Source organism: Flavobacterium lindanitolerans (assembly GCF_002846575.1).
Classification (GTDB): domain Bacteria; phylum Bacteroidota; class Bacteroidia; order Flavobacteriales; family Flavobacteriaceae; genus Flavobacterium; species Flavobacterium lindanitolerans.
Map to the genome: position 1 here is coordinate 1463757 of NZ_PJND01000007.1, position 18883 is coordinate 1482639.

At 37.0% G+C, this 18883-nt stretch carries 17 protein-coding genes and 1 tRNA gene; 6 read left to right on the forward strand and 12 right to left on the reverse strand.

Annotation, left to right across the window (positions count from 1 at the left end; all coding sequences use genetic code 11):
• Positions 1–3: 3 nt before the first annotated feature.
• The 3 genes from mads2 to B0G92_RS06370 are packed head-to-tail and all read right to left on the reverse strand — an operon-like array spanning position 4 to position 3846.
• The gene (mads2, locus tag B0G92_RS06360; protein WP_101471477.1) at positions 4–2019 is read right to left on the reverse strand and encodes a methylation-associated defense system DNA methyltransferase MAD2; all 2016 of its coding nucleotides are present in this window, start codon (positions 2017–2019) and stop codon (positions 4–6) included.
• A gap of 2 nt (positions 2020–2021) precedes the next feature.
• Positions 2022–2861, reverse strand: a complete 840-nt coding sequence (locus B0G92_RS06365; protein ID WP_101471478.1) for a nucleotidyl transferase AbiEii/AbiGii toxin family protein — start codon at positions 2859–2861, stop codon at positions 2022–2024.
• Complete coding sequence (locus B0G92_RS06370; protein ID WP_245867723.1) at positions 2851–3846, reverse strand: type IV toxin-antitoxin system AbiEi family antitoxin; 996 nt, start codon at positions 3844–3846, stop codon at positions 2851–2853. The genes B0G92_RS06365 and B0G92_RS06370 overlap by 11 nt, the downstream gene beginning before the upstream one ends.
• Before the next feature lie 318 nt (positions 3847–4164).
• Here B0G92_RS06370 and B0G92_RS06375 point away from each other — a divergent pair, with 318 nt between their 5' ends.
• Positions 4165–5727 (forward strand): recombinase family protein, encoded by a 1563-nt coding sequence (locus B0G92_RS06375; RefSeq protein WP_101471479.1) that lies wholly within the window; start codon positions 4165–4167, stop codon positions 5725–5727.
• 294 nt (positions 5728–6021) lie between these two features.
• On the opposite strand, the gene B0G92_RS06380 is transcribed toward B0G92_RS06375, so the two are convergent.
• Positions 6022–6095 (reverse strand) — tRNA-Met (locus B0G92_RS06380).
• Between the two features lie 148 nt (positions 6096–6243).
• Between B0G92_RS06380 and B0G92_RS06385 the strand changes: the two genes are divergently transcribed.
• Both B0G92_RS06385 and B0G92_RS06390 read left to right on the forward strand, forming a co-directional pair.
• Complete coding sequence (locus B0G92_RS06385) at positions 6244–6636, forward strand: START-like domain-containing protein (RefSeq protein ID WP_056069486.1); 393 nt, start codon at positions 6244–6246, stop codon at positions 6634–6636.
• 56 nt (positions 6637–6692) lie between these two features.
• Positions 6693–7529, forward strand: coding sequence for an aminotransferase class IV (locus tag B0G92_RS06390; RefSeq protein ID WP_101471480.1), 837 nt, complete (start codon positions 6693–6695; stop codon positions 7527–7529).
• Here B0G92_RS06390 and B0G92_RS06395 read toward each other — a convergent pair.
• The 5 genes from B0G92_RS06395 to B0G92_RS06415 all read right to left on the reverse strand — a co-directional run bounded on the left by B0G92_RS06395 (position 7526) and on the right by B0G92_RS06415 (position 12043).
• On the reverse strand, positions 7526–8086 hold the full coding sequence (locus B0G92_RS06395) for a YqgE/AlgH family protein (protein ID WP_056071367.1): 561 nt from the start codon (positions 8084–8086) through the stop codon (positions 7526–7528). The two genes, B0G92_RS06390 and B0G92_RS06395, sit on opposite strands and share 4 nt — an antisense overlap.
• Positions 8087–8203: 117 nt before the next feature.
• Positions 8204–8482 carry an HU family DNA-binding protein gene (locus B0G92_RS06400; RefSeq protein WP_056069491.1) on the reverse strand — a complete coding sequence of 93 codons (279 nt, stop codon included), beginning with the start codon at positions 8480–8482 and terminating at the stop codon, positions 8204–8206.
• A 178-nt stretch (positions 8483–8660) separates the two neighbouring features.
• A complete protein-coding gene (gene fmt, locus B0G92_RS06405; protein ID WP_101471481.1) occupies positions 8661–9608 on the reverse strand; it encodes a methionyl-tRNA formyltransferase in 948 nt (315 codons plus the stop codon).
• A 1-nt stretch (position 9609) separates the two neighbouring features.
• On the reverse strand, positions 9610–11499 hold the full coding sequence (locus B0G92_RS06410) for a RecQ family ATP-dependent DNA helicase (RefSeq protein ID WP_101471482.1): 1890 nt from the start codon (positions 11497–11499) through the stop codon (positions 9610–9612).
• A 4-nt stretch (positions 11500–11503) separates the two neighbouring features.
• A complete protein-coding gene (locus B0G92_RS06415) occupies positions 11504–12043 on the reverse strand; it encodes an AAA family ATPase (protein WP_056069499.1) in 540 nt (179 codons plus the stop codon).
• Positions 12044–12356: 313 nt separating this feature from the next.
• Between B0G92_RS06415 and B0G92_RS06420 the strand changes: the two genes are divergently transcribed.
• The 3 genes from B0G92_RS06420 to murA are packed head-to-tail and all read left to right on the forward strand — an operon-like array spanning position 12357 to position 14727.
• Positions 12357–12641 (forward strand): DUF493 family protein, encoded by a 285-nt coding sequence (locus tag B0G92_RS06420; RefSeq protein WP_101471483.1) that lies wholly within the window; start codon positions 12357–12359, stop codon positions 12639–12641.
• A 17-nt stretch (positions 12642–12658) separates the two neighbouring features.
• Positions 12659–13363, forward strand: coding sequence for a DUF4290 domain-containing protein (locus B0G92_RS06425; RefSeq protein ID WP_101471484.1), 705 nt, complete (start codon positions 12659–12661; stop codon positions 13361–13363).
• 56 nt (positions 13364–13419) lie between these two features.
• Positions 13420–14727: a UDP-N-acetylglucosamine 1-carboxyvinyltransferase gene (gene murA, locus B0G92_RS06430; RefSeq protein WP_056069507.1), complete on the forward strand. Its 1308-nt coding sequence runs from the start codon at positions 13420–13422 to the stop codon at positions 14725–14727.
• Between the two features lie 57 nt (positions 14728–14784).
• On the opposite strand, the gene B0G92_RS06435 is transcribed toward murA, so the two are convergent.
• The 3 genes from B0G92_RS06435 to B0G92_RS06445 all read right to left on the reverse strand — a co-directional run bounded on the left by B0G92_RS06435 (position 14785) and on the right by B0G92_RS06445 (position 18402).
• On the reverse strand, positions 14785–17253 hold the full coding sequence (locus tag B0G92_RS06435) for a DUF5686 and carboxypeptidase regulatory-like domain-containing protein (protein ID WP_101471485.1): 2469 nt from the start codon (positions 17251–17253) through the stop codon (positions 14785–14787).
• Positions 17254–17344: 91 nt separating this feature from the next.
• The gene (aroQ, locus tag B0G92_RS06440; protein ID WP_101471486.1) at positions 17345–17758 is read right to left on the reverse strand and encodes a type II 3-dehydroquinate dehydratase; all 414 of its coding nucleotides are present in this window, start codon (positions 17756–17758) and stop codon (positions 17345–17347) included.
• Positions 17759–17865: 107 nt separating this feature from the next.
• A complete protein-coding gene (locus tag B0G92_RS06445) occupies positions 17866–18402 on the reverse strand; it encodes a porin family protein (protein ID WP_056069515.1) in 537 nt (178 codons plus the stop codon).
• Positions 18403–18883 lie beyond the last annotated feature (481 nt).

Sequence of the window (18883 nt, forward strand, 5' to 3'; positions counted from 1 at the left end):
TTCCTAATTATTTAAAAATTCTAAATACGCTTTCGAAATTTTAGGCAAATCATCATCCAACAGTCGTTGTTTTTCAATACGTATTTTTATAATCGGTTTCCCGTCTTCTGGTCGGTAGGCTACATATTTATTCTCGATTGGGAAAATAATTTCAGCACCGTCTTCATCCCTTAAATAGATAGAGTTGCCTCTACGGTCTTTACCTAATTTTTCGGCTATTGCCATAAACACGTCGTAATCTTCTTCTCCTTCGTGGGCAATATTGCGTTCATTAGCAGATTTCTTTTGTAAGAACAAAAGAGAAGCTTGTACACCCACCTGTGGCAGAAATGCTTCTACGGCTAAATCTACCGAAGCTAATATTCTAAACTTATCCAATATCCATTCTCTAACGGGTAAGGTATTCGGATTACCTAAAATACCGTCAGGTAATACGATTGCCATTTTCCCGCCTTCTTTCAGAAAGTTGTAACAGGCTTCTATAAACAACACTTCGGGAGCATTAGAATACTTGGATAACTCATATTGTGCTGCAATATCTTCATCTACTTTTACTTTAGCTCCAAATGGCGGATTGGTAAATATGATGTCGAATTTTTCTCTCGCACTATTTCCATACATTCCTTCATCATCTTTCATTGCCTTTAAACTCCGATTGATTGCTTTTTCAATCTTTTCAATTTCGGTAGGATGCTCCCAGTTAGGATAAGCCAAAGAATTAACGTGAAAGATATTGGCGTGTCCGTCACCAGCCATTACCATATTCATTCGAGCAGCTTTCTTCAAATCCGGGTCAAAATCAAAGCCAAAAATGCTGTTTTCTGCATATTGACGCACTCTTTCGTTTACTTCGTAAGTATTATATTTTGCAGCAAGTAATACCTCATCCGTAATTTCTGGATATAGTTTTTCTGCTATTTGTTTACGAACGTGATCCAAAACCATTACCAAGAAACCTCCCGAACCGCAGGCAGGGTCGAGGACTCGGGTATTTTCGGTTGGGTTCATCATTTCTACCATTGCTTTGATGATGTTGCGAGGAGTGAAGAACTGACCTGAATCTTGTTTGAGTGTTTTATCTACAATAGTTTCATAAGCAAGTCCTTTTACATCCACAGTCGCGTCAAGGAAAGAGTATTTTGCTAACTCTCCTGCAATAAACGCAATTCCTTTGTCTGTTAACTCTATGGATTCATAACCATCAAATACATCGGAAAAAATTCCATCCTCTTTTAGGTCTTTAAAAAGATCTTTTATTCTTTCGGCGACTGCTCTTCTTCCTTCTTCTGTATTTTGCTCTTTTACGCCTACCCAAAACTTACGACGATAAGAAACACCTTCTGGCATATCCATAAAACGCCTTTTCTCATCGTACAATTTACAAAAAATAAGATAGAGTAATTGCCAGAAGGCATCTTTCTTTCGACCTTCATTTCCATAAATATAATCGTGTGAGCGCCTAAAAACTTTGATTAATGAATCGTTTGCAGGCTTACGACTATGTGAACGATCGCCACGGTTTAAATCGTCTAAGTTTTCTCCAAATCCAGGGAAATCCGATAAATCAGAAAAAGTATAATCAAAACCAACAGCGTCATCTTCTTTTTGTAAATATTTAATGTCTGTTCCGTTTGTCCACAAGCCAAATTCACAATAATCGACAGCAGCAAGAGCATTCTCCAATGTGACAGTTACACCTTTCTTCTTATCGTTTTCTTTTATCTTTTCGTCCTGTACAATGGCAATTCGGACAATATGATCTTGTTCGTGTGATTTACCTTTTTCAAAAATAACGAGTTCAATCTTTTGCTTTTTACTTTTCCCGGTGTCTGGATCAGTATAAATAATATTAAAATCCCGTTCCATATCGGTCAGATCAAAACCGTACTCTTCGTTGAGCATACGGATAATAGACTGTAGGTTATTTTCTTGTGATGTTGCTTTTCTCGGGTTCTCCGTAAGAATGCACATCACTTGATTATCTTCTAATATTTGTTCTTTTGTATTATTGGTTGCCATTATTATAATTTTTGGTTGAGGATTTGAAAGCAATCCTGTATATCAGCAAATTTTATATGATTTGTTTCTAGTATTTGATTGAATAAAACACTATTTTCTTTTGCATTTATTTCTGTTTCGATAATTGCTTTTAATTTTGCTTTGTTGGCTTCATTATCGTCCAAAAGGTTTTTAATATCAATACCTAATAGAGCTGAGCCAGCTTTTGTTATGGTAAAGTCTTTTATTTCATACACTTCTTCATAATGTTCCATAGCTGCTCTCTCTTCGTGGATATTGAGATAGTTTAATAGAATAAATCCCATATCATCCGCATCTTTATTACCTTTATGATGTCTGTCTTTCCAGGCAACCAATTTCAAAATAAAAATTCCTGCCAATGAAACAATATCAATTTCCAGCGTATCATCTATCTTAACTCTGACTAAATCCCTTTCTGCTTCTTCAAAACCCAATACGGTCATTGCAAAAGACTGGTCAGGCGGCCAGAAGATTTTATCTTCAGCAGTTGTAATCCCACCATATGGAACTATATCTAATTGAAAGTCATTTAGATACAAAAATCGTTGCTGTTGCTTTGGATCTTTCTCAAAATCAGGCAATTGTATTATTTCGTTTTCAATAGTTTTAAATTCCTCCCATTTGTCCACAGCTATGGCAATATCTATGTCTTGAGTTCTTCTACCGGATTTTTCTCCGTGAAGTTCCATAATGATATCCCGAGCTGTTGCCCCGATGACGAAAAACTTGATTTCCAATTTTTGGAATACAGGAATTAGCTCGTCCAATAGTTTTTTTAGTAATAGATGTTCCAGTTTTTCACTTGATATGTTATAATCCATTTTCTAGAATAATTTTAGCTGTTTCTATATTTCTATTATTTCCGGTTCCTAATAAATCTGCGTATACGACCAACGGAGGTGCAGTATGTTCATTCTTCAAATGAAGACTATCTGTCCAGAATTTATTATACAATTCAATATTTCCTTCTTCGTCTGGGACAAGTTTCAGTTCTTTTACAACTTTACTTGTTTCTTCATCCGTATATATGATATAATCTTTGGGTTTTAAATGACCAGTCAGAAGTTCTCCTCCTGGCTCTCCTCCGAAATAGAGTTTTATATTTGTATTATTTATGATGCCATTGGCATTAAATTCATTTCCTAGAGCTCTCATCTTCTTCCTTAAAGAGCGGGGTTTTAATAATTCATTGTAGGCAATTACCCAACGTTCAGTGATGTCGTCCTGATTTTTTAAAACCCGTTTGTTTCTTGTTTTTAATAAATAATGGCTTTCCTCCAGTTCTTTAAAGATATTACTTACAGACCCCAAAGCAATTCCTGTTTTTTCTGCTAATTCTCTGTAAGAAAATTGCAATGTTTCAGGATTAGAGATAAGCAATAGGAGTAATTTCAAACCTGCTTCCTGAAATGCTCGGGTTTGGTTCGTTTTTTTATTGATTTTTGTTTTTCTGCCTTCTACATATACAAAAAAATCCTTGGTCTTAATAAAGGCATTTCCGGATGCGTCAAGATAATTGATGCTATTTTGTTTAAGCTCTTCTGCTGTTTTTTTAGTTAAATAATCAGCAATAACAATATTATTCTTTGAATTACTAATGTCCTTCAAAGCAGACATAATGATGCCGTAATTTGCATTTTTTGCATTCTTTTTAGCAATGCAATAAAAGGTCTCATTGTTAATTTGAAGCACCACATCATAGGTTTCTCTAACACTTTCAATTGTGATAGGAATCCCTGTTGTGTCTTCTAGGGAAGCAATAGCCTCATAAACAAAATCATTGTCTCTATACATTTCTTTGTTCAATAAAATTAAGTGTTCAGCAGGAATGAACATTCAAAAATAGTGAACAAAAATAGATTGAGCAAACTTTAAGCAAGAAAAATTTATATATATTGATTAATTTTTTCAGCAGATGATATCGTGAAATATGATAATTCGACAGATATTTTGTAAGCAATAATGAATCATTGAATCTGAATTGATAATATATTCAATCTGACTTCAAGATGGTTTAAAACTTGATGCACCTGAGTTTTTTGCAAAATGTACACTAAAAGTGACAATAGCTTAAACCACAGATAATTTCATAACATTAAATTGCTGTTCTAAAAACGCACGGTTATGAGTAACGCTGTTGGATATATGCGTTTAAGTTTCAAGGACCAGTCGAAATACTCCTTGGATTCACAGGAAGAGGCTATCAATGCCTATTGTGCCAAATATGGGCTCGAGCTTGTTGCACTTTTTAAAGATAATGGACAGCAAAGTTCCTCTTTCGACAGACTAGACTTTAAGGCTCTAGAGATGTATGTAAAGAAGCATAGCAGATTAGTGAACTATATAGTCGTTATGGAGCATGACCGCTTCAGCAGAGACCTTTCAGAAGCCCTTTCAAAAATCAAGAAATTTGAAAGCATATACGGTATTAAGGTTGTTTCTGTAGATGAACCGTTGGATATCGATACGGAAGACCCATCGGTATTTATTAGCCGAGCATTCCGATATGCCACTGCAAATGCAGAGCTCTTGAATATCAGGGCTAGGACAAAAAGGGGAATACAAAGAGCGCGGCTAGAAGGTAGGTTTATCAACAAGGCACCATTTGGCTACTCTAATAGCAGGGATTTTTTGGGAAAAAGCATGCTTGTTCAAAATATGGAAGAGGCTGAGATTGTTAGAAAAATCTTCAGCTATTATCTGTTGGGGATGTCTATGGGAGATATAGCTGCCAACGTCTGTGAGATTGGTTTCCCGCTCAAGGGACATAATGCAGTAGGTCGCATATTGGATAATTATGTATATGCCGGTCTTGTCAAGCTAAATAGTGAAAACGGATCGGTAAAATATATAAAGGCCCTGCATGAAGCTATTGTTTCCGAAGCCGATTTTTGGCTCGTTCAAGAAATGAAGAATTCCAAAAAGCCATTAAAAATAAAGACACGCAAAGACTACTTGCTAAAAGGCCTGTTGAAATGTAATTGCGGAAAATACATGACTGCGGGATGGAGCAAGGGGAAGAAACAATATTATTTATACTATAGGTGTAGTGAGCACGTCTCAGTAAATATTCCAGGCAAGAAAGTCCATGAACAATTTAATCAAGTATTGGAAAACCTAAAACTGACGGCAGAACAGCTAATTGTTCTCAATGGAAAGGTAAGGGAAGGAATTGAAAAAGCTTTGGTGAATGAAAGAGAGCAGGTTGCTGCCCGCAAGAAAATGCTTAAGGAGCTGGATGTTAAAATGGAATCGCTCGAAGAACATCTGATTAACAAAACCATAGATGCGGTTACGTTCAGGAAATGGTCTGAACGATATGCGGTCGAATATGGAAATATATTAGGGCTTATTAATTCTACAGAAAAATATGTTGAAGAGCGGATTGATGTAACGGAAAAATTTATGGGCAAAATTCATTCTGTTAAAGACATAATTGATGGAAATACTTCGCCATTGGTTAGGCTGGTGATCTTAAAATTTGTTTTCCGATATGGTATTTTTTATCAAGATGGCGGTTTGGTAACCCATAAAATATGTCCTGCGTTGTCCCATAATACAATTCAGCTTACTGAATTCGCTTTGCTGAAAATAGAAGTGCCCCGCGATTCTTCCATCTCGGAAGAAGAACGTTTTGTGAACTTTATGGGTCAACAATTAGTTGATTTTATATCTGATTATCAGTAGTATAAATAGGCTTTTTATTGGGTTCAACTCTCTGATATCCTATTTTTGATTTTAATTGTTAATTAACTAATAATCAGTATTTTGTATTTTGATTGTGCCTGAATGAGAATTGAACACCTTAAGTAATTGAAAATTAACAAGTTATTTTTTTGAAGTTAAAAGTCTAAAATTTTTGGTAAATCTTGATATGAAATTTTTAGAACTCCATAAGTGTTTGATAATCAATAAAAAAGCCCGCTTAAAAAGCGGGCTTGAACATGTTTTTAAATGCTAAAATTTGTAGCATTTTCCTAGTAGCGAGGACGGGAGTTGAACCCGTGACCTCAGGGTTATGAATCCTGCGCTCTAACCAACTGAGCTACCTCGCCATTTCTGAAGACATGCATCCTTGAATGCGGGTGCAAATATAAAACTAAATTTAAAGCTTGCAAATATAAATGACCAAAAAAAATAATTTTTAAATTATAGTTATCTTGAATTTATTCTATATATTTCCAAAAAAAATTAGAGCATACTATGGAAAGTAAAATACGTTACGAACTAGAATTTCCTTTAAATTCCTCACCTCAATTGCTATATCAGTATATCTCAACACCTTCGGGTTTATCGGAGTGGTTTGCTGATAATGTCAATTCTCGCGGAGAGCTTTTTACGTTCATATGGGATGACGCTGAAGAGAAAGCCAGACTGGCTTCCAAAAAAACCGGTGAAAAAGTAAAATTTCGCTGGATTGATGAAAACGGACAGGACGGAGACTATTTCTTTGAATTGCGAATCCTTGTGGATGAAATCACAAAAGATGTTTCCTTAATGGTGGTTGACTTTGCCGAAAAAGATGAGGTGGCCGAATCGACTCAGTTATGGGAAAACCAGATTTCTGATTTAAAACATGTAATCGGATCGGTATAGCAGAATTCCCTTTTTAAGACTTATATTTGCCCTGATTTAATTTCAGGGCTTTTTTTATGATTAATTTCAACGGAACTATTACAGAAGACGCAAATATATTGGCTGGTAACAGAGCATTTCTTTACGGAGATTCGGTTTTTGAAACAGTAAAAATTTTAGATGGGAAAGTGCTTTTTCTTGAAGATCATTATTTTAGGTTGATGTCTGCCATGCGGATTGTTCGTATGGAAATCCCGATGAACTTTACGATGGAATATTTCGAAGAGCAGATTTTGTCTACGGCTGCTTCGGAAAATTTTTCAGGTTCCTGCCGTGCCCGTATTTCCGTTTATAGAAAAGAAGGAGGCTTTTATCTTCCTAAAGACAATAATGTGTCCTTTTTGATTACGGTATTGCCATTGGAAGATTCGGTATACCGAATTGAAAAAGACCAATATGAAGTCGAATTGTACAAAGATTTTATCGTTACCAAACATTTGCTTTCTACAATTAAATCGTCCAACAGGATGATAAATGTCACGGGAAGTATTTTTGCAGACGAGAACGACTATGACAACTGTCTTTTGATTAATGATGAAAAGAATGTTATTGAGGCCTTAAACGGGAATCTTTTTATGCTTATGGGAAATAAACTGGTAACGCCGCCAATTTCTGAGGGATGCCTGAATGGTGTCATGCGTAAGCAAATTTTGGCTCTTGCTAAAAAAATAGAAACGATAGAAGTGGAAGAAACCCCAATTTCTCCTTTTGACCTTCAAAAAGCGGATGAATTGTTTATAACGAATGTAGTCAGAGGTATTCAGCCTATAACAAAATATCGTAAAAAAGAATATGGGATGGGCTTGGCTAAAGACTTGCTGCTTCGATTAAACGCGCAAATCCGTTTGGGCTAATTCAGTATCGGATTTTCGGGGGCATTCGACCATATGACATAATCACCCCCTAACTCGAGGATTTTCTGCTTCCAGAAATCAGTGGTGGATTTGCCGATAATCTTATTCTCATAGATATTCTTGGAAATAATCCAGGAATTCGCCTGCATTTCCCTATCCAATTGTTGTGCATCCCAACCGGTATAGCCTAAGAAAAAGCGGATGTTATTCTTTTTGATTTTTCCTTCGTTAATAAGTGCTTTAGTCGATTCAAAATCGCCGCCCCAATAGATTCCGTTTGAAATTTCAATACTGTTTGGAATCATTTCCGGAATATTGTGGATAAAATAAAGATTGTCCTGTTCGACAGGTCCGCCATTATAAATCTTAAACTTGGCATTGATTTCAGGAATCAGATCTTGTATGGTATATTCCAAAGGTTTGTTAAGGATAAATCCTACAGAACCTTCCTCGTTATGATCTGCAAGCAAAATCACTGAGCGATTGAATGATAGGTCTCCGATTATGGATGGTTCCGCGATCAGAAGTATTCCTTTTTTGAGTTTTTCTGAAATCATTTGGATGCATTTTTCATTAAATTTAACAATAAAAAGTTTTTTTTCCAAATTAATTCGACGAACAGTATAAAAAAAGCCTCCCAAATGGAAGGCTTTAATTTATATCGGGACAAAAAACTATTTAGAGTTAACTGATCCTTCTAATTCAGCACCAGCTTTGAACTTCACTACATTTTTAGCAGCGATTTTGATAGTTTTTCCAGTTTGAGGATTTCTTCCTTCTCTTGCAGCTCTAGAAGAAACTGACCAAGATCCAAATCCTACTAAAGATACTCTGCCACCTTTTTTCAAAGTGCCACCTACGTTATTTAAAAATGACTCTAAAGCTAATTTTGCAGCTGCTTTAGAAATTCCTGCGTCAGCAGCGATAGCATCAATTAATTCTGATTTGTTCATAATAATAGTTTTAATTGTTGGTTAAACATTATGTTAATTATAACAAATTTAATAGGATTTCCTTACTGGGCAACACATTTCGGGTGTTTTTCGCTGTTTTGTTGATAACTTGGGGCTTTTGTTAATAAAACCGACTTGTTTTTCTCGAAATCGCTGTGAAATCAGTGTTTATGCGGGGTCAGAACGCTTTGGCATTCGTTCCGAAACTGATACCATTTAATAGTTCGGACGTCTTTAGGTTTTTCTTTCCCGGAAACTGTAATTGGATAATTTCTATATAGCCGTCACTGACCGCAATTTTCATTTCCTTTTTTGTGGTAATTATTTTTCCAATGGCTTCGGCATGCGTTTGGGCTATAAATTTAGCTTCATATATTTTAACGTTCCATTCCTGACCGTTGTCGCTAAAGAAGCTCCAGGCGGCCGGATAGGGAGATAGTCCGCGTATCTGGTTGTGGATTTCTTTTCCCGGGCGGTTCCAGTCGATCTTGCAATTGTCTTTGTTGAGCTTGTATGCGGTTTTTATTTCAGCCGAGTCTACCTGTAAAGTTGTTTCTGCTTTTCCGTTTTGGATTAGTTCTAAGGTTTCGGCAACAGCCTGGCTTCCCAGATGCATTAAGGTGTCGTGCAGTTGTCCTGCATTTTCATCGGGAGTAATAGCTACTTCTTTGCTCAATATCATTGCGCCGGTATCTATTTTGTCGTCAATAAAAAAGGTAGTGACGCCGGTTTTGGTTTCGCCGTTTATAATGGCCCAGTTGATAGGAGCGGCACCCCGATAATTTGGAAGTAAGGAAGCATGGAGATTAAACGTACCAAATTTAGGCATGTCCCAAACCACTTTAGGCAACATGCGGAAAGCTACCACTACCTGAAGATTGGCATTTAAATCTTTTAGCTCTGCTAAAAAAACTTCCTCTTTAAGATTGGTTGGTTGGAGTAATTTCAGGTTTTTTTCTAAGGCATATTCTTTTACGGCCGAGTTTTTGATTTTCTGGCCGCGACCCGCCGGCTTGTCAGGAGCAGTAATTACTCCAACGACTTCAAAATTAGTATTCAAAATGGTGTCCAGTATGCCTACGGCAAATTCAGGAGTTCCCATAAAAACGATGCGTAACTTTTCCATTCTATTTTAAAGTGTATTTGTTGTTGGGCAACAATTCTATTTTGTTTGTTTCTAAAAGCTGTCTCAATGCAAAGATAAGTGCCTCATCCGGAAATTTGGAATGAAACTGAATTTCTCTCGAACTCATTGGGGCAGTTTTTAATAAATGCAGTATTTTTTCGCCGGCAGTAACCGGAATTGCAACTTTGTTTTTTTGGATGCAATAGGAGCAGATACCGCAATCTTTACTGTCTTTTTCTCCAAAATAACTCAGGAGTTGTCTGCTTTTGCAGGTTGTATTGTTGGTGGCATATTCCAAAACCGCTTCAAATTGCTCTTTTTTCAGGCTGTTTTGTTCTTCGAGGTATTTTGAGACCCGGTTGATGGTCCGGTCATCTTCACGTATTTCATTAAAGGTAACGGTAGAATCGTTATTTTTTGCATGATATTCTATAATTTGCCTTTCCTGCAGCTTTAGCAGCACGGCCATTACCTGCGTTTCTTTAGCACCTGATTTTTTTGCAACCAACGGAATATTGATGGCGGTGACAATTTCATAAATACCGGGATAGGTACGTAACAAGGTCAGGATTATTTCTTCATCCTGCGGGTTAAGGCTCATGTACCTAATTACTTCTTTGGATTCGATAACAAACCGTACAGTTACTTTTTCTGAAAACTCCTGCGAAAGGGAAATGATTCCCTGTCGGTCTAAAAACTGAAGGCTGTTAAATGTCTTTAATGCAGGAAAGCCATATTGGACACAAAACTGGTTGATATTGAAAGAAAACTGTTCATAGATTCCTTCTCCGTAGGCAATCTGGAAAAAATTACAGAGTTTGACATACATTTCTTTCAGGAACTTTTTGTCGGGAAGGCTGTTCAGTATTTGGTTTTCGGAATATTGAATGTCAGAAGGGCTGTTCAGCAAAACGGCAAAAGCCTTTTCTCCGTTTCGTCCGGCACGTCCGGCTTCCTGATAATAGTTTTCCAGATTTTCCGGTAATTGTATATGGATGACTGTTTTTACGTTTGCCTTGTCTATTCCCATACCAAAAGCATTGGTCGCTACAATGACCTGAACCTTTTCTTCCATCCACAGTTTCATGTTTTTTTCTTTTTCGGTGATATGGAGTCCGCCGTGATAATAAGTAGCTTTTATGCCTAAGGATTCCAGTTGTGAAGCGGTATCAAGGCAGCCTTTTCTGTTTCGGACGTAAATAATGGAGGGTTGGGGGTGTTTTTTTACGATTTGCTCTATCCGGTAAAGTTTGTCTTCGGCCTCAAAAACCATATAGGCAAGGTTTTCCCTTACGAATGATTTTTGAAAAACAGCCGGATTTTCCATGCCAAGCTGGGCAATGACATCTTTTTTTACACGCTCCGTAGCAGTGGCGGTTAATGCCAGAAAAGGAATTTTAGGGAAATGGGTCTTAAGGGAAGCGATTTTTAAATAAGCCGGACGGAAATCGTGTCCCCATTGCGAAACGCAATGTGCTTCATCAATAGCAATGAGATTTATGGGAAGGTTTTTGAGACGTTCGACAATCCAGTCAGCTTGTAATCTTTCCGGCGACAGGTATAAAAATTTATAATTGCCAAATTGGCAATTGTCCAAAAGGTCGCTGATTTCATCGGTAGAAATGCCTCCTGTGAGTGCAATCGCCTTAATGCCTCTTTTCTGAAGATTGGCAGTCTGGTCTTTCATCAATGCAATCAGAGGCGAAACTACGAGGCAGATACCGTTTTGCATTAGGGCAGGAACCTGAAAACAGATAGATTTTCCGCCGCCTGTTGGCATCAGGGCAAAAGTATCCTGTCCGTCTAAGACAGAGGCTATAATCTCAGCTTGCGGAGTTCGGAATGAATCGTATTTCCAGTATTTTTGGAGAATCGATAACGCTTCTTGCATATTTCTAGTTCGAAAGATGCCCTAATATAAAAAGAATTCTGTTATCAACCGTGTCTTTTGGAACTTCAATCAACGAATAGCCGTAACTTTCGTAAGTTTCTTTAAGGTGCTTGTAGATTAGGGTTGCCTGTTCGTAATTTTCATAGCGCGCTTCATCACATTCGTAAATGTCTTCCCAGGGTGGCAATATGAAGATTTTAGTGTATTTGTGTTCGCGGCAGGCTTCGTCAAAGAAAGCCGGATAAGCATCGCCTATGTAGTGCATATAGGCTAAAACGTCAGGAATTCCGCGGTCTATAAAAACTACCGGACTTTCCTCTTTCAGGGCATCATGGTATTGTTTTTTTCTTCCTTCCAGAAGCAATTCGCTGAAAAGCAGCGGATTTTCAAGAAACAATTGTTCGATTCCCTGTTTTTTTGCTTCCATTGTTACTTCCCGTGAAATTTCAGGGTAACAGCAGTGTCCGCGTTCAAGCAGTCCATCAATGATGGTTGTTTTCCCAGTTCCGGGACCGCCGATGATAACAACAATATCTTTTTGCACTTTTTTGAAAATAAGGGGCAAATTTACTTAAAGATTTTTAAATACTAAAGTGAATTTTGTTTTTTAGAAAACCACTCTGAATTGGGAAAATAAGCAAAGGTAAAAAAGGTCGGGGATTGTTTTTTAGGCTTAGGATGTTTGTTTTAATCCGTGATAACCTGTGACTAAAATAAAAAAATGCAATTCAAACGGACCCGACCATAATCAGCTTTTCTTTATCTGGTATAAACTTCCCGACAGACATTTAAATTAATATCATAAGTCTTAAATCTAAAATCAATACCGTATATTTGCCTTTATTTTAATTTTGAAGATGGATAAGAAGACTCAGGAATTTTATGAAAGGCTGAAAACAGAATTGGACGAGGCAAATGTCTGGCCGGCAGAATACCTTTTTAAGTTCATAGTCCCGACGGACAAGCAAAAGATTGACACAGTTGAGAATGCTTTTAACGGCATGGGAGCTGTTATTAATACGACGCAATCAAAAACGGGAAAATTTACCAGTGTTTCTGTAAATGTAAGAATGGAAAGTTCACAGAGTATTGTTGATAAATATATTGAAGTTTCCACAGTCGAAGGAATCATATCGCTTTAAAGCTTCACGACGATTTTATGTATATAAAAGAAAACCCACACGACATTGTTCATCATCTGGAATATAATGCTGAAAGACCGCATTTGATTATTCCGGAATATGGACGTCATTTGCAGAAACTAATCGATCAGGCAACTGTAATCGAAGACAGAAATGAGCGTAACAAGGCAGCGAAATATATTATAGCGGTTATGGGAAGCCTGAATCCGCATTTGCGTGATGTGCCTGATTTCCAACATAAGCTTTGGGACCAGATTTTTATTATGTCTGATTTTAAGCTGGATGTAGATTCTCCCTATCCGGTGCCGTCAAGAGAAATGCTGCAGCAAAAGCCGGAACGCCTGAAATATCCGCAAAACTTTCCTAAATACCGATTTTATGGAAACAATATCAAGTATATGATAGACGTGGCCAATAAATGGGAGGAAGGCGAATTGAAAAGTGCGTTGATAAAAGTGATTGCCAATCACATGAAAAAATCCTACCTGAGCTGGAATAAGGATACGGTAAAGGATGAAGTGATTTTTGAACATTTGTATGAATTGTCAAACGGAAAAATCAATCTGAAGACGAGTTCAGAGGAATTGCTGAATTCTACAGATTTGATGCGTACAAACAAAAAAATGTCCAATAAAAATCAATCGACTCCGCAAAAGGCAAAATCTAAAAATGGCGGAAAGCAGAATAATCAAAACAAAAACAATAGAAAACCACAAGGTTAGGCAGGCATTTGGCGTTGGCCAATAGCTTCTGACCTATAAATTCATAATTTAATAAAATGGAAACTTTCAAGATTGAAGGAGGCGTTCCTTTAAAAGGAGAAATTACGCCACAAGGGGCAAAAAATGAGGCATTGCAAATTTTATGTGCGGTTTTGCTTACTCCGGAAAAAGTAACTATCAATAATATTCCGGATATTATCGATGTCAATAAGCTGATTACCTTATTGAAAAATCTTGGAGTTAAAGTTGAAAAAATAGGCAAAGGTTCTTATACTTTCATTTCAGATGAAGTGAATATGGCTTATCTGGAATCTGAAGCTTTCAAAAAAGAAGGAAGCTCTTTACGTGGTTCCATCATGATTGTAGGGCCGCTTTTGGCTCGTTTTGGAAAAGGTTATATTCCAAAGCCGGGAGGAGATAAAATTGGTAGAAGAAGACTGGATACGCATTTTGAAGGCTTTATCAATCTTGGAGCTTCATTCCGTTACAATAGAGAAGACCATTTTTATGGTGTTGAAGCAACTAAATTAACAGGAACTACAATGCTTCTTGATGAGGCATCTGTAACCGGAACGGCTAATATTGTAATGGCGGCTGTTTTGGCTGAAGGAAAAACATCCATTTACAATGCTGCCTGCGAACCGTATTTGCAACAGCTTTGCAAGATGCTGAATTCCATGGGAGCGAAGATAACAGGAGTAGGTTCTAACTTGTTGGAAATTGAAGGTGTTTCGTCTTTGGGCGGATGCACGCATACCATTCTTCCGGACATGATTGAAATTGGTTCCTGGATTGGATTGGCGGCGATGACGCGAAGCGAAATTACAATCAAGAATGTAAGCTGGGAAAACCTTGGAGTAATTCCGGGAACTTTCAGAAAGCTTGGAATTACATTAGAAAAAAGAGGCGATGATATTTACATTCCGGCTCATACTGACGGTTATGAAATCCAGAATTATATTGACGGTTCTATCCTTACTATTTCGGATGCGCCGTGGCCTGGATTTACACCAGACCTTTTGAGTATTGTTTTGGTTGTGGCAACGCAGGCAAGAGGAAGTATTCTTGTTCACCAAAAAATGTTTGAAAGCCGTTTGTTCTTTGTCGATAAGCTGATAGATATGGGAGCGAAAATTATCCTTTGCGACCCGCATAGGGCAGTAGTTATTGGTCACGATTTCAAATCGCAATTGAAAGCTACAACCATGTCTTCTCCTGATATACGTGCCGGAATTTCCCTGTTGATTGCTGCACTTTCTGCAAAAGGGGTGAGTAAAATCCAAAACATCGAACAAATCCACAGAGGATATGAAAATATCGAGGAAAGATTAAAAGCATTAGGAGCTAAAATTACAGCCGAATAATAGTAGGCAAATCATGATATAAAAAAGGCGTTTCAATTGAAACGCCTTTTTGTTTGCCTATTCTAAAATGTTCAGGAATTTTAATCCAAAGATGACACCGTCGCCCTGGAATCCGTTTTGGTAGGAACGTACATAATCTACACGCAGCATTCGGAACTTGCCAAAACCAAGATTGTCTAAGCCCACAGAAAACTCGGAATAAGGTTTTACATCCGGTACTGCTATTGCATGATATCCAATTACAAGATTTGATTTTAGCTTATTTAGCAAAGGAATTCTGTTCATGATGTAACCTTTGAAATTATGCTCGGCATGAAATTCAATATAGGCATCATTGGTGCTGTGTGAATAATACGGTAGCAGGTTGAATACGTTCAGGTATCTTTCAGTTTGGCCAATATGTGTCTGGTTGCCGTTAAAGTGCTTGTAATCGGCAAAAGAAATATTGTCTGCATTAAAAAACTTTCCGGCTTTTAGGTTTACTCCAAGCTCTCCTTTATTTCCTAAAGTAACATCATACGTCATACGGGCGTGGATGGCATCATATTCATATTCTTTTTCACTACCGGCAAATGCTTTTTCATAGGTTGCAAAAAGAACCGGGTATTTTTCGTTTCGGATATTCATTTTTCCATCCGGTCTTGAGATGTATTCCTGTCCGAAATTCACTCTGGCAGAAATCGAAGCTTTTGCCAAACGGTGTGTTTCAAAAATTGGCAACGAATTGGCTGTAGGAGCCAAAGGATTATTTGAAGTATATTCCTTATCGTTTTTAATCAATACATAGTCTGTATTGTTGAAAAGCGATTTTCTTCTGGAATATTCAGCATTTCCAAACAAGGTCAATCCGTTTACAACTTCCTGCTGGTAGCTAATTCTACCAAAAGTCTTGTCGTATAGTTTCATGTAGTTGTCCTTGAAAAACAACGTGCTGACTGAATTGACAACATCAGAAATAGCCGCGCTGTTAAATTGTACGATTTGATTACCGGCAGCTGCATAAAAATAAGAATTGGTCTGGTTGTTCAATCTTGTTGAGAAATAACCAAAAGCTCTAAGCCTGTCTTCTGCAAGCCCATAATTCATTCTTACGCCAAAATTGGTATAGGTGTTTTCATCTGGATTTCTTTTTATAAATGAAAATCCGGTATTTAAATTCCATCCTTGTACTGTGTTAAAAGCAGGTACTTGTATTAATCCGTCATATTTTACACTCCAGTTTTTATAGGAATTTCTAAAGGTATAGCCTTCAATTAGGTCAAACGGTTTAAAACGGTTTTTCTTTCTGTCTACGGAGTCAAGATAGATCTGGGATTTACGGATTGTCTGGATACTGTCTTTTTTGATGTAGTCTTTTGATTCCTCGTCAGTCAAAGGAACAGGACGGGCAGCATCCCAAAAGTTGTCGTCTTTTTTGTTGGCTTCCTTATCTATTGATACAATTTCTTTGGTAAAAGTTTTCTTTTCAAACTCTTCTTTGAATTCGTAATTGCTAAACGCATGCGTAAATTTTCCGGTAAACTTAATGCCGAAAAGTCCTGCGCTGAAATCTAAAGTCTGAAGGCTTTTGGCCCAGATTTTAGAATTGGAATTATAGCTGAAGTTTTGCGTAAGGTTCATTACTTCAAGAATTGGCTCCTGCATTCTGTAACCTTTGATGTCAAGGTCTACGGCATAAATGGCCCAGCTGTCTTCAACAATGTAGATATAGCCTTCAAAAACCGGGTCGCTGTCTCTTTTAGGGGTTACTTTGATTTTGTTTATGGTATTGTTGTTTTCGTCTATAAATGTACCTTCCATTTTAAATTTGTAATAGCCAAAAGCATTACTGGCAATAGGAGAAACCATATTGATGTTGAATTCAATATAGTTTTGATAGAAATCATAATCGGTATTTCTGGCAGTATTGTAGCTGAATCCGTTATCGTTTCCGCTTATTTTTGACGCGATAATCTTTTCCTTTAGCTTGTCCGGTTTTTGGTAAGTAATATGGGATACCGTTTCGGATAGGTACATAATTCCCGTTCCGGTAGAATCCAGGATGCCTTTTTCATCCATCGTCTGACCCAGAATTTTCTTAGGCATGTCTTTTACCCTGAAAATTCCTCTGGAATAGAAGTCGGCAGTGAATTTGGCAGTCATTTCTGAATTTTGTTTTCTTGCAGCAATAGCACTACGGATGATGGCATTGGCCGGATTTTCTTTTGAATCAATGACAATTTCCGGAATGGCAATGTTTTCTTCCAGCAGTGTTACATCCAAGACATAAGGAAGTCTATCCGCATTAATGACAATTTTTTGGGTTTTATAGCCCAAATACTGGAATACGACGGTGTATTTTCCTGATGATTTTACATTGAGTTCGTATTGTCCCACTTCATTGGAAGAGGTGCCATTATAGGTGTTTTCGATGTATACGTTTACGGCTGGTAAGGTAGTTCCGGACTGGTCGGTAATTTTTCCCTTAATTTGTGCTGAAGCAGCAATAGAAAAGGCAAATAAAATGAGGGTAATTATTTGTTTCATGCAGAGAGTTAAGTGAAGTTTAAAATTAGTAATACGGTCACATTATAAATAGACGTTTCTATTTATGAAATGGTTGTATGGGTAAAAAAAATTATAGAAAAGCCTGTATAGCGAGTTTATAACTCTTAAGTCCGAAACCGATTATGATTCCTTTTGCGTTAGGCGAGATATAGGACTGATGTCTGAAAGATTCCCTGGAAAAAGTATTGGAAATATGGACTTCAATAACCGGGGTAGTAATGGATTTGACGGCATCGCCAATTCCTACAGAAGTATGGGTGTAGGCAGCGGCGTTCAGGATAATTCCATCAAAGGTAAAACCAGTTTCCTGAAGTTTACTGATGATTTCTCCTTCAATATTGCTTTGGAAATACACAAGCTCGACGTTTGGAAATTCAGCCTGAAGCGAAACAAAATACTCTTCGAAAGTTTGGCTGCCATAGATTTCAGGTTCCCGTTTTCCAAGCAGGTTTAAATTAGGTCCGTTAATAATAATGATTTTCATGAAAGATGATTTTTGTAAAAATAGGAATTTCCGTTCTTTATAAAATGTTAAGGCATAAAAAAACCGTTTTGTCAAACAAAACGGTTCTCTTTTAAGAAATATATTTTTTAGAAAAAGTATCCAAGCGATAATTGGAAAACGGCATTTTTGACTTCTGCCTCTTTTGAAACTTCAGAAAGTCCAATAGTATATCTTGCCTGAGCGAAAAAGTTATCGGTAATGTTAAGTCCTAAACCTCCGGCAGCCGCAAAATCAAAGCTTTTGTTGTCGAAAGACTCTTTTGCTTCATCAACTAAAAAGGAGAACTGCGGGCCTACTTCCAGACTCAATTTTTCAGAGATTAAGTAAAATTTAGCCAAAACCGGAACAGAAACATAGTCCAGGTTGAAATCACCAATTCCTTTTACATCAGCACCTTGCGAAGTATAAAGCAATTCTGGTTGTAATGAAAAGTTTTGAAAAAGTTTTACTTCGGCAACCGCACCTGCATGAAAACCGGTTCTGCTGCTGTAGTCGATACCATCGGCACCTCCGTTAAAGTTGGCGAAGTTAACACCTCCTTTGATACCAAATTTTAAAAGTTGTGCATCAGCATTTGTTGCTCCTGCAATGATTAAAATTGCAGCTACGATAAATTTTTTCATAATAAATTTTTTAAGGTGGTTTAAAAGTTTTAAAGCTTTTTAGCTAAACAAATGTAGCTATGTTTTTTTGAGTTAATTTTAAAATTATGAAATTATTAATATTTTTTTTCTTAAAATTAAGTTAAACAAAGTCATGAAAGCCAGGCATTTCATGTGTTTTTCTTACTATTTTGATTGTGTTTTAAAACTTAACGAACATGAATTTTTTATCAGTAATTGTGATAGGTTCTTTGGGTTTGCTAATGCTCAGGAAGAAATTAAATTTGATGTTAGTGGGTTTGAATTTTACCAATTTTGGCAGAGATTATAAATTGCCAATCGGTATGTTCTTTGATTAACATATAATGCCGGGTTGACGAATAGTAATGATATCGTACCGGTTTTGATATCAATACTACTGGTTGTCAAATTGATGCGGTTTACAGATTTTAATTCCATTTCACTATACTTAAAAGCCTTGCAAAAAATGTAAGGCTTTTTT

Bases quoted from the DNA above. Each gene is read 5' to 3' on its own strand.
- B0G92_RS06420 (WP_101471483.1), top strand. From the start codon at position 12,357: ATGGATAAGAAGACTCAGGAATTTTATGAAAGGCTGAAAACAGAATTG.
- B0G92_RS06395 (WP_056071367.1), bottom strand. From the start codon at position 8,086: ATGATTTCAGAAAAACTCAAAAAAGGAATACTTCTGATCGCGGAACCA.
- fmt (WP_101471481.1), bottom strand. From the start codon at position 9,608: ATGGAAAAGTTACGCATCGTTTTTATGGGAACTCCTGAATTTGCCGTA.
- B0G92_RS06445 (WP_056069515.1), bottom strand. From the start codon at position 18,402: ATGAAAAAATTTATCGTAGCTGCAATTTTAATCATTGCAGGAGCAACA.
- aroQ (WP_101471486.1), bottom strand. From the start codon at position 17,758: ATGAAAATCATTATTATTAACGGACCTAATTTAAACCTGCTTGGAAAA.
- B0G92_RS06390 (WP_101471480.1), top strand. From the start codon at position 6,693: ATGATTAATTTCAACGGAACTATTACAGAAGACGCAAATATATTGGCT.
- mads2 (WP_101471477.1), bottom strand. From the start codon at position 2,019: ATGGCAACCAATAATACAAAAGAACAAATATTAGAAGATAATCAAGTG.
- B0G92_RS06400 (WP_056069491.1), bottom strand. From the start codon at position 8,482: ATGAACAAATCAGAATTAATTGATGCTATCGCTGCTGACGCAGGAATT.
- B0G92_RS06375 (WP_101471479.1), top strand. From the start codon at position 4,165: ATGAGTAACGCTGTTGGATATATGCGTTTAAGTTTCAAGGACCAGTCG.
- B0G92_RS06385 (WP_056069486.1), top strand. From the start codon at position 6,244: ATGGAAAGTAAAATACGTTACGAACTAGAATTTCCTTTAAATTCCTCA.
- B0G92_RS06365 (WP_101471478.1), bottom strand. From the start codon at position 2,861: ATGGATTATAACATATCAAGTGAAAAACTGGAACATCTATTACTAAAA.
- B0G92_RS06410 (WP_101471482.1), bottom strand. From the start codon at position 11,499: ATGCAAGAAGCGTTATCGATTCTCCAAAAATACTGGAAATACGATTCA.
- B0G92_RS06435 (WP_101471485.1), bottom strand. From the start codon at position 17,253: ATGAAACAAATAATTACCCTCATTTTATTTGCCTTTTCTATTGCTGCT.
- murA (WP_056069507.1), top strand. From the start codon at position 13,420: ATGGAAACTTTCAAGATTGAAGGAGGCGTTCCTTTAAAAGGAGAAATT.
- B0G92_RS06425 (WP_101471484.1), top strand. From the start codon at position 12,659: ATGTATATAAAAGAAAACCCACACGACATTGTTCATCATCTGGAATAT.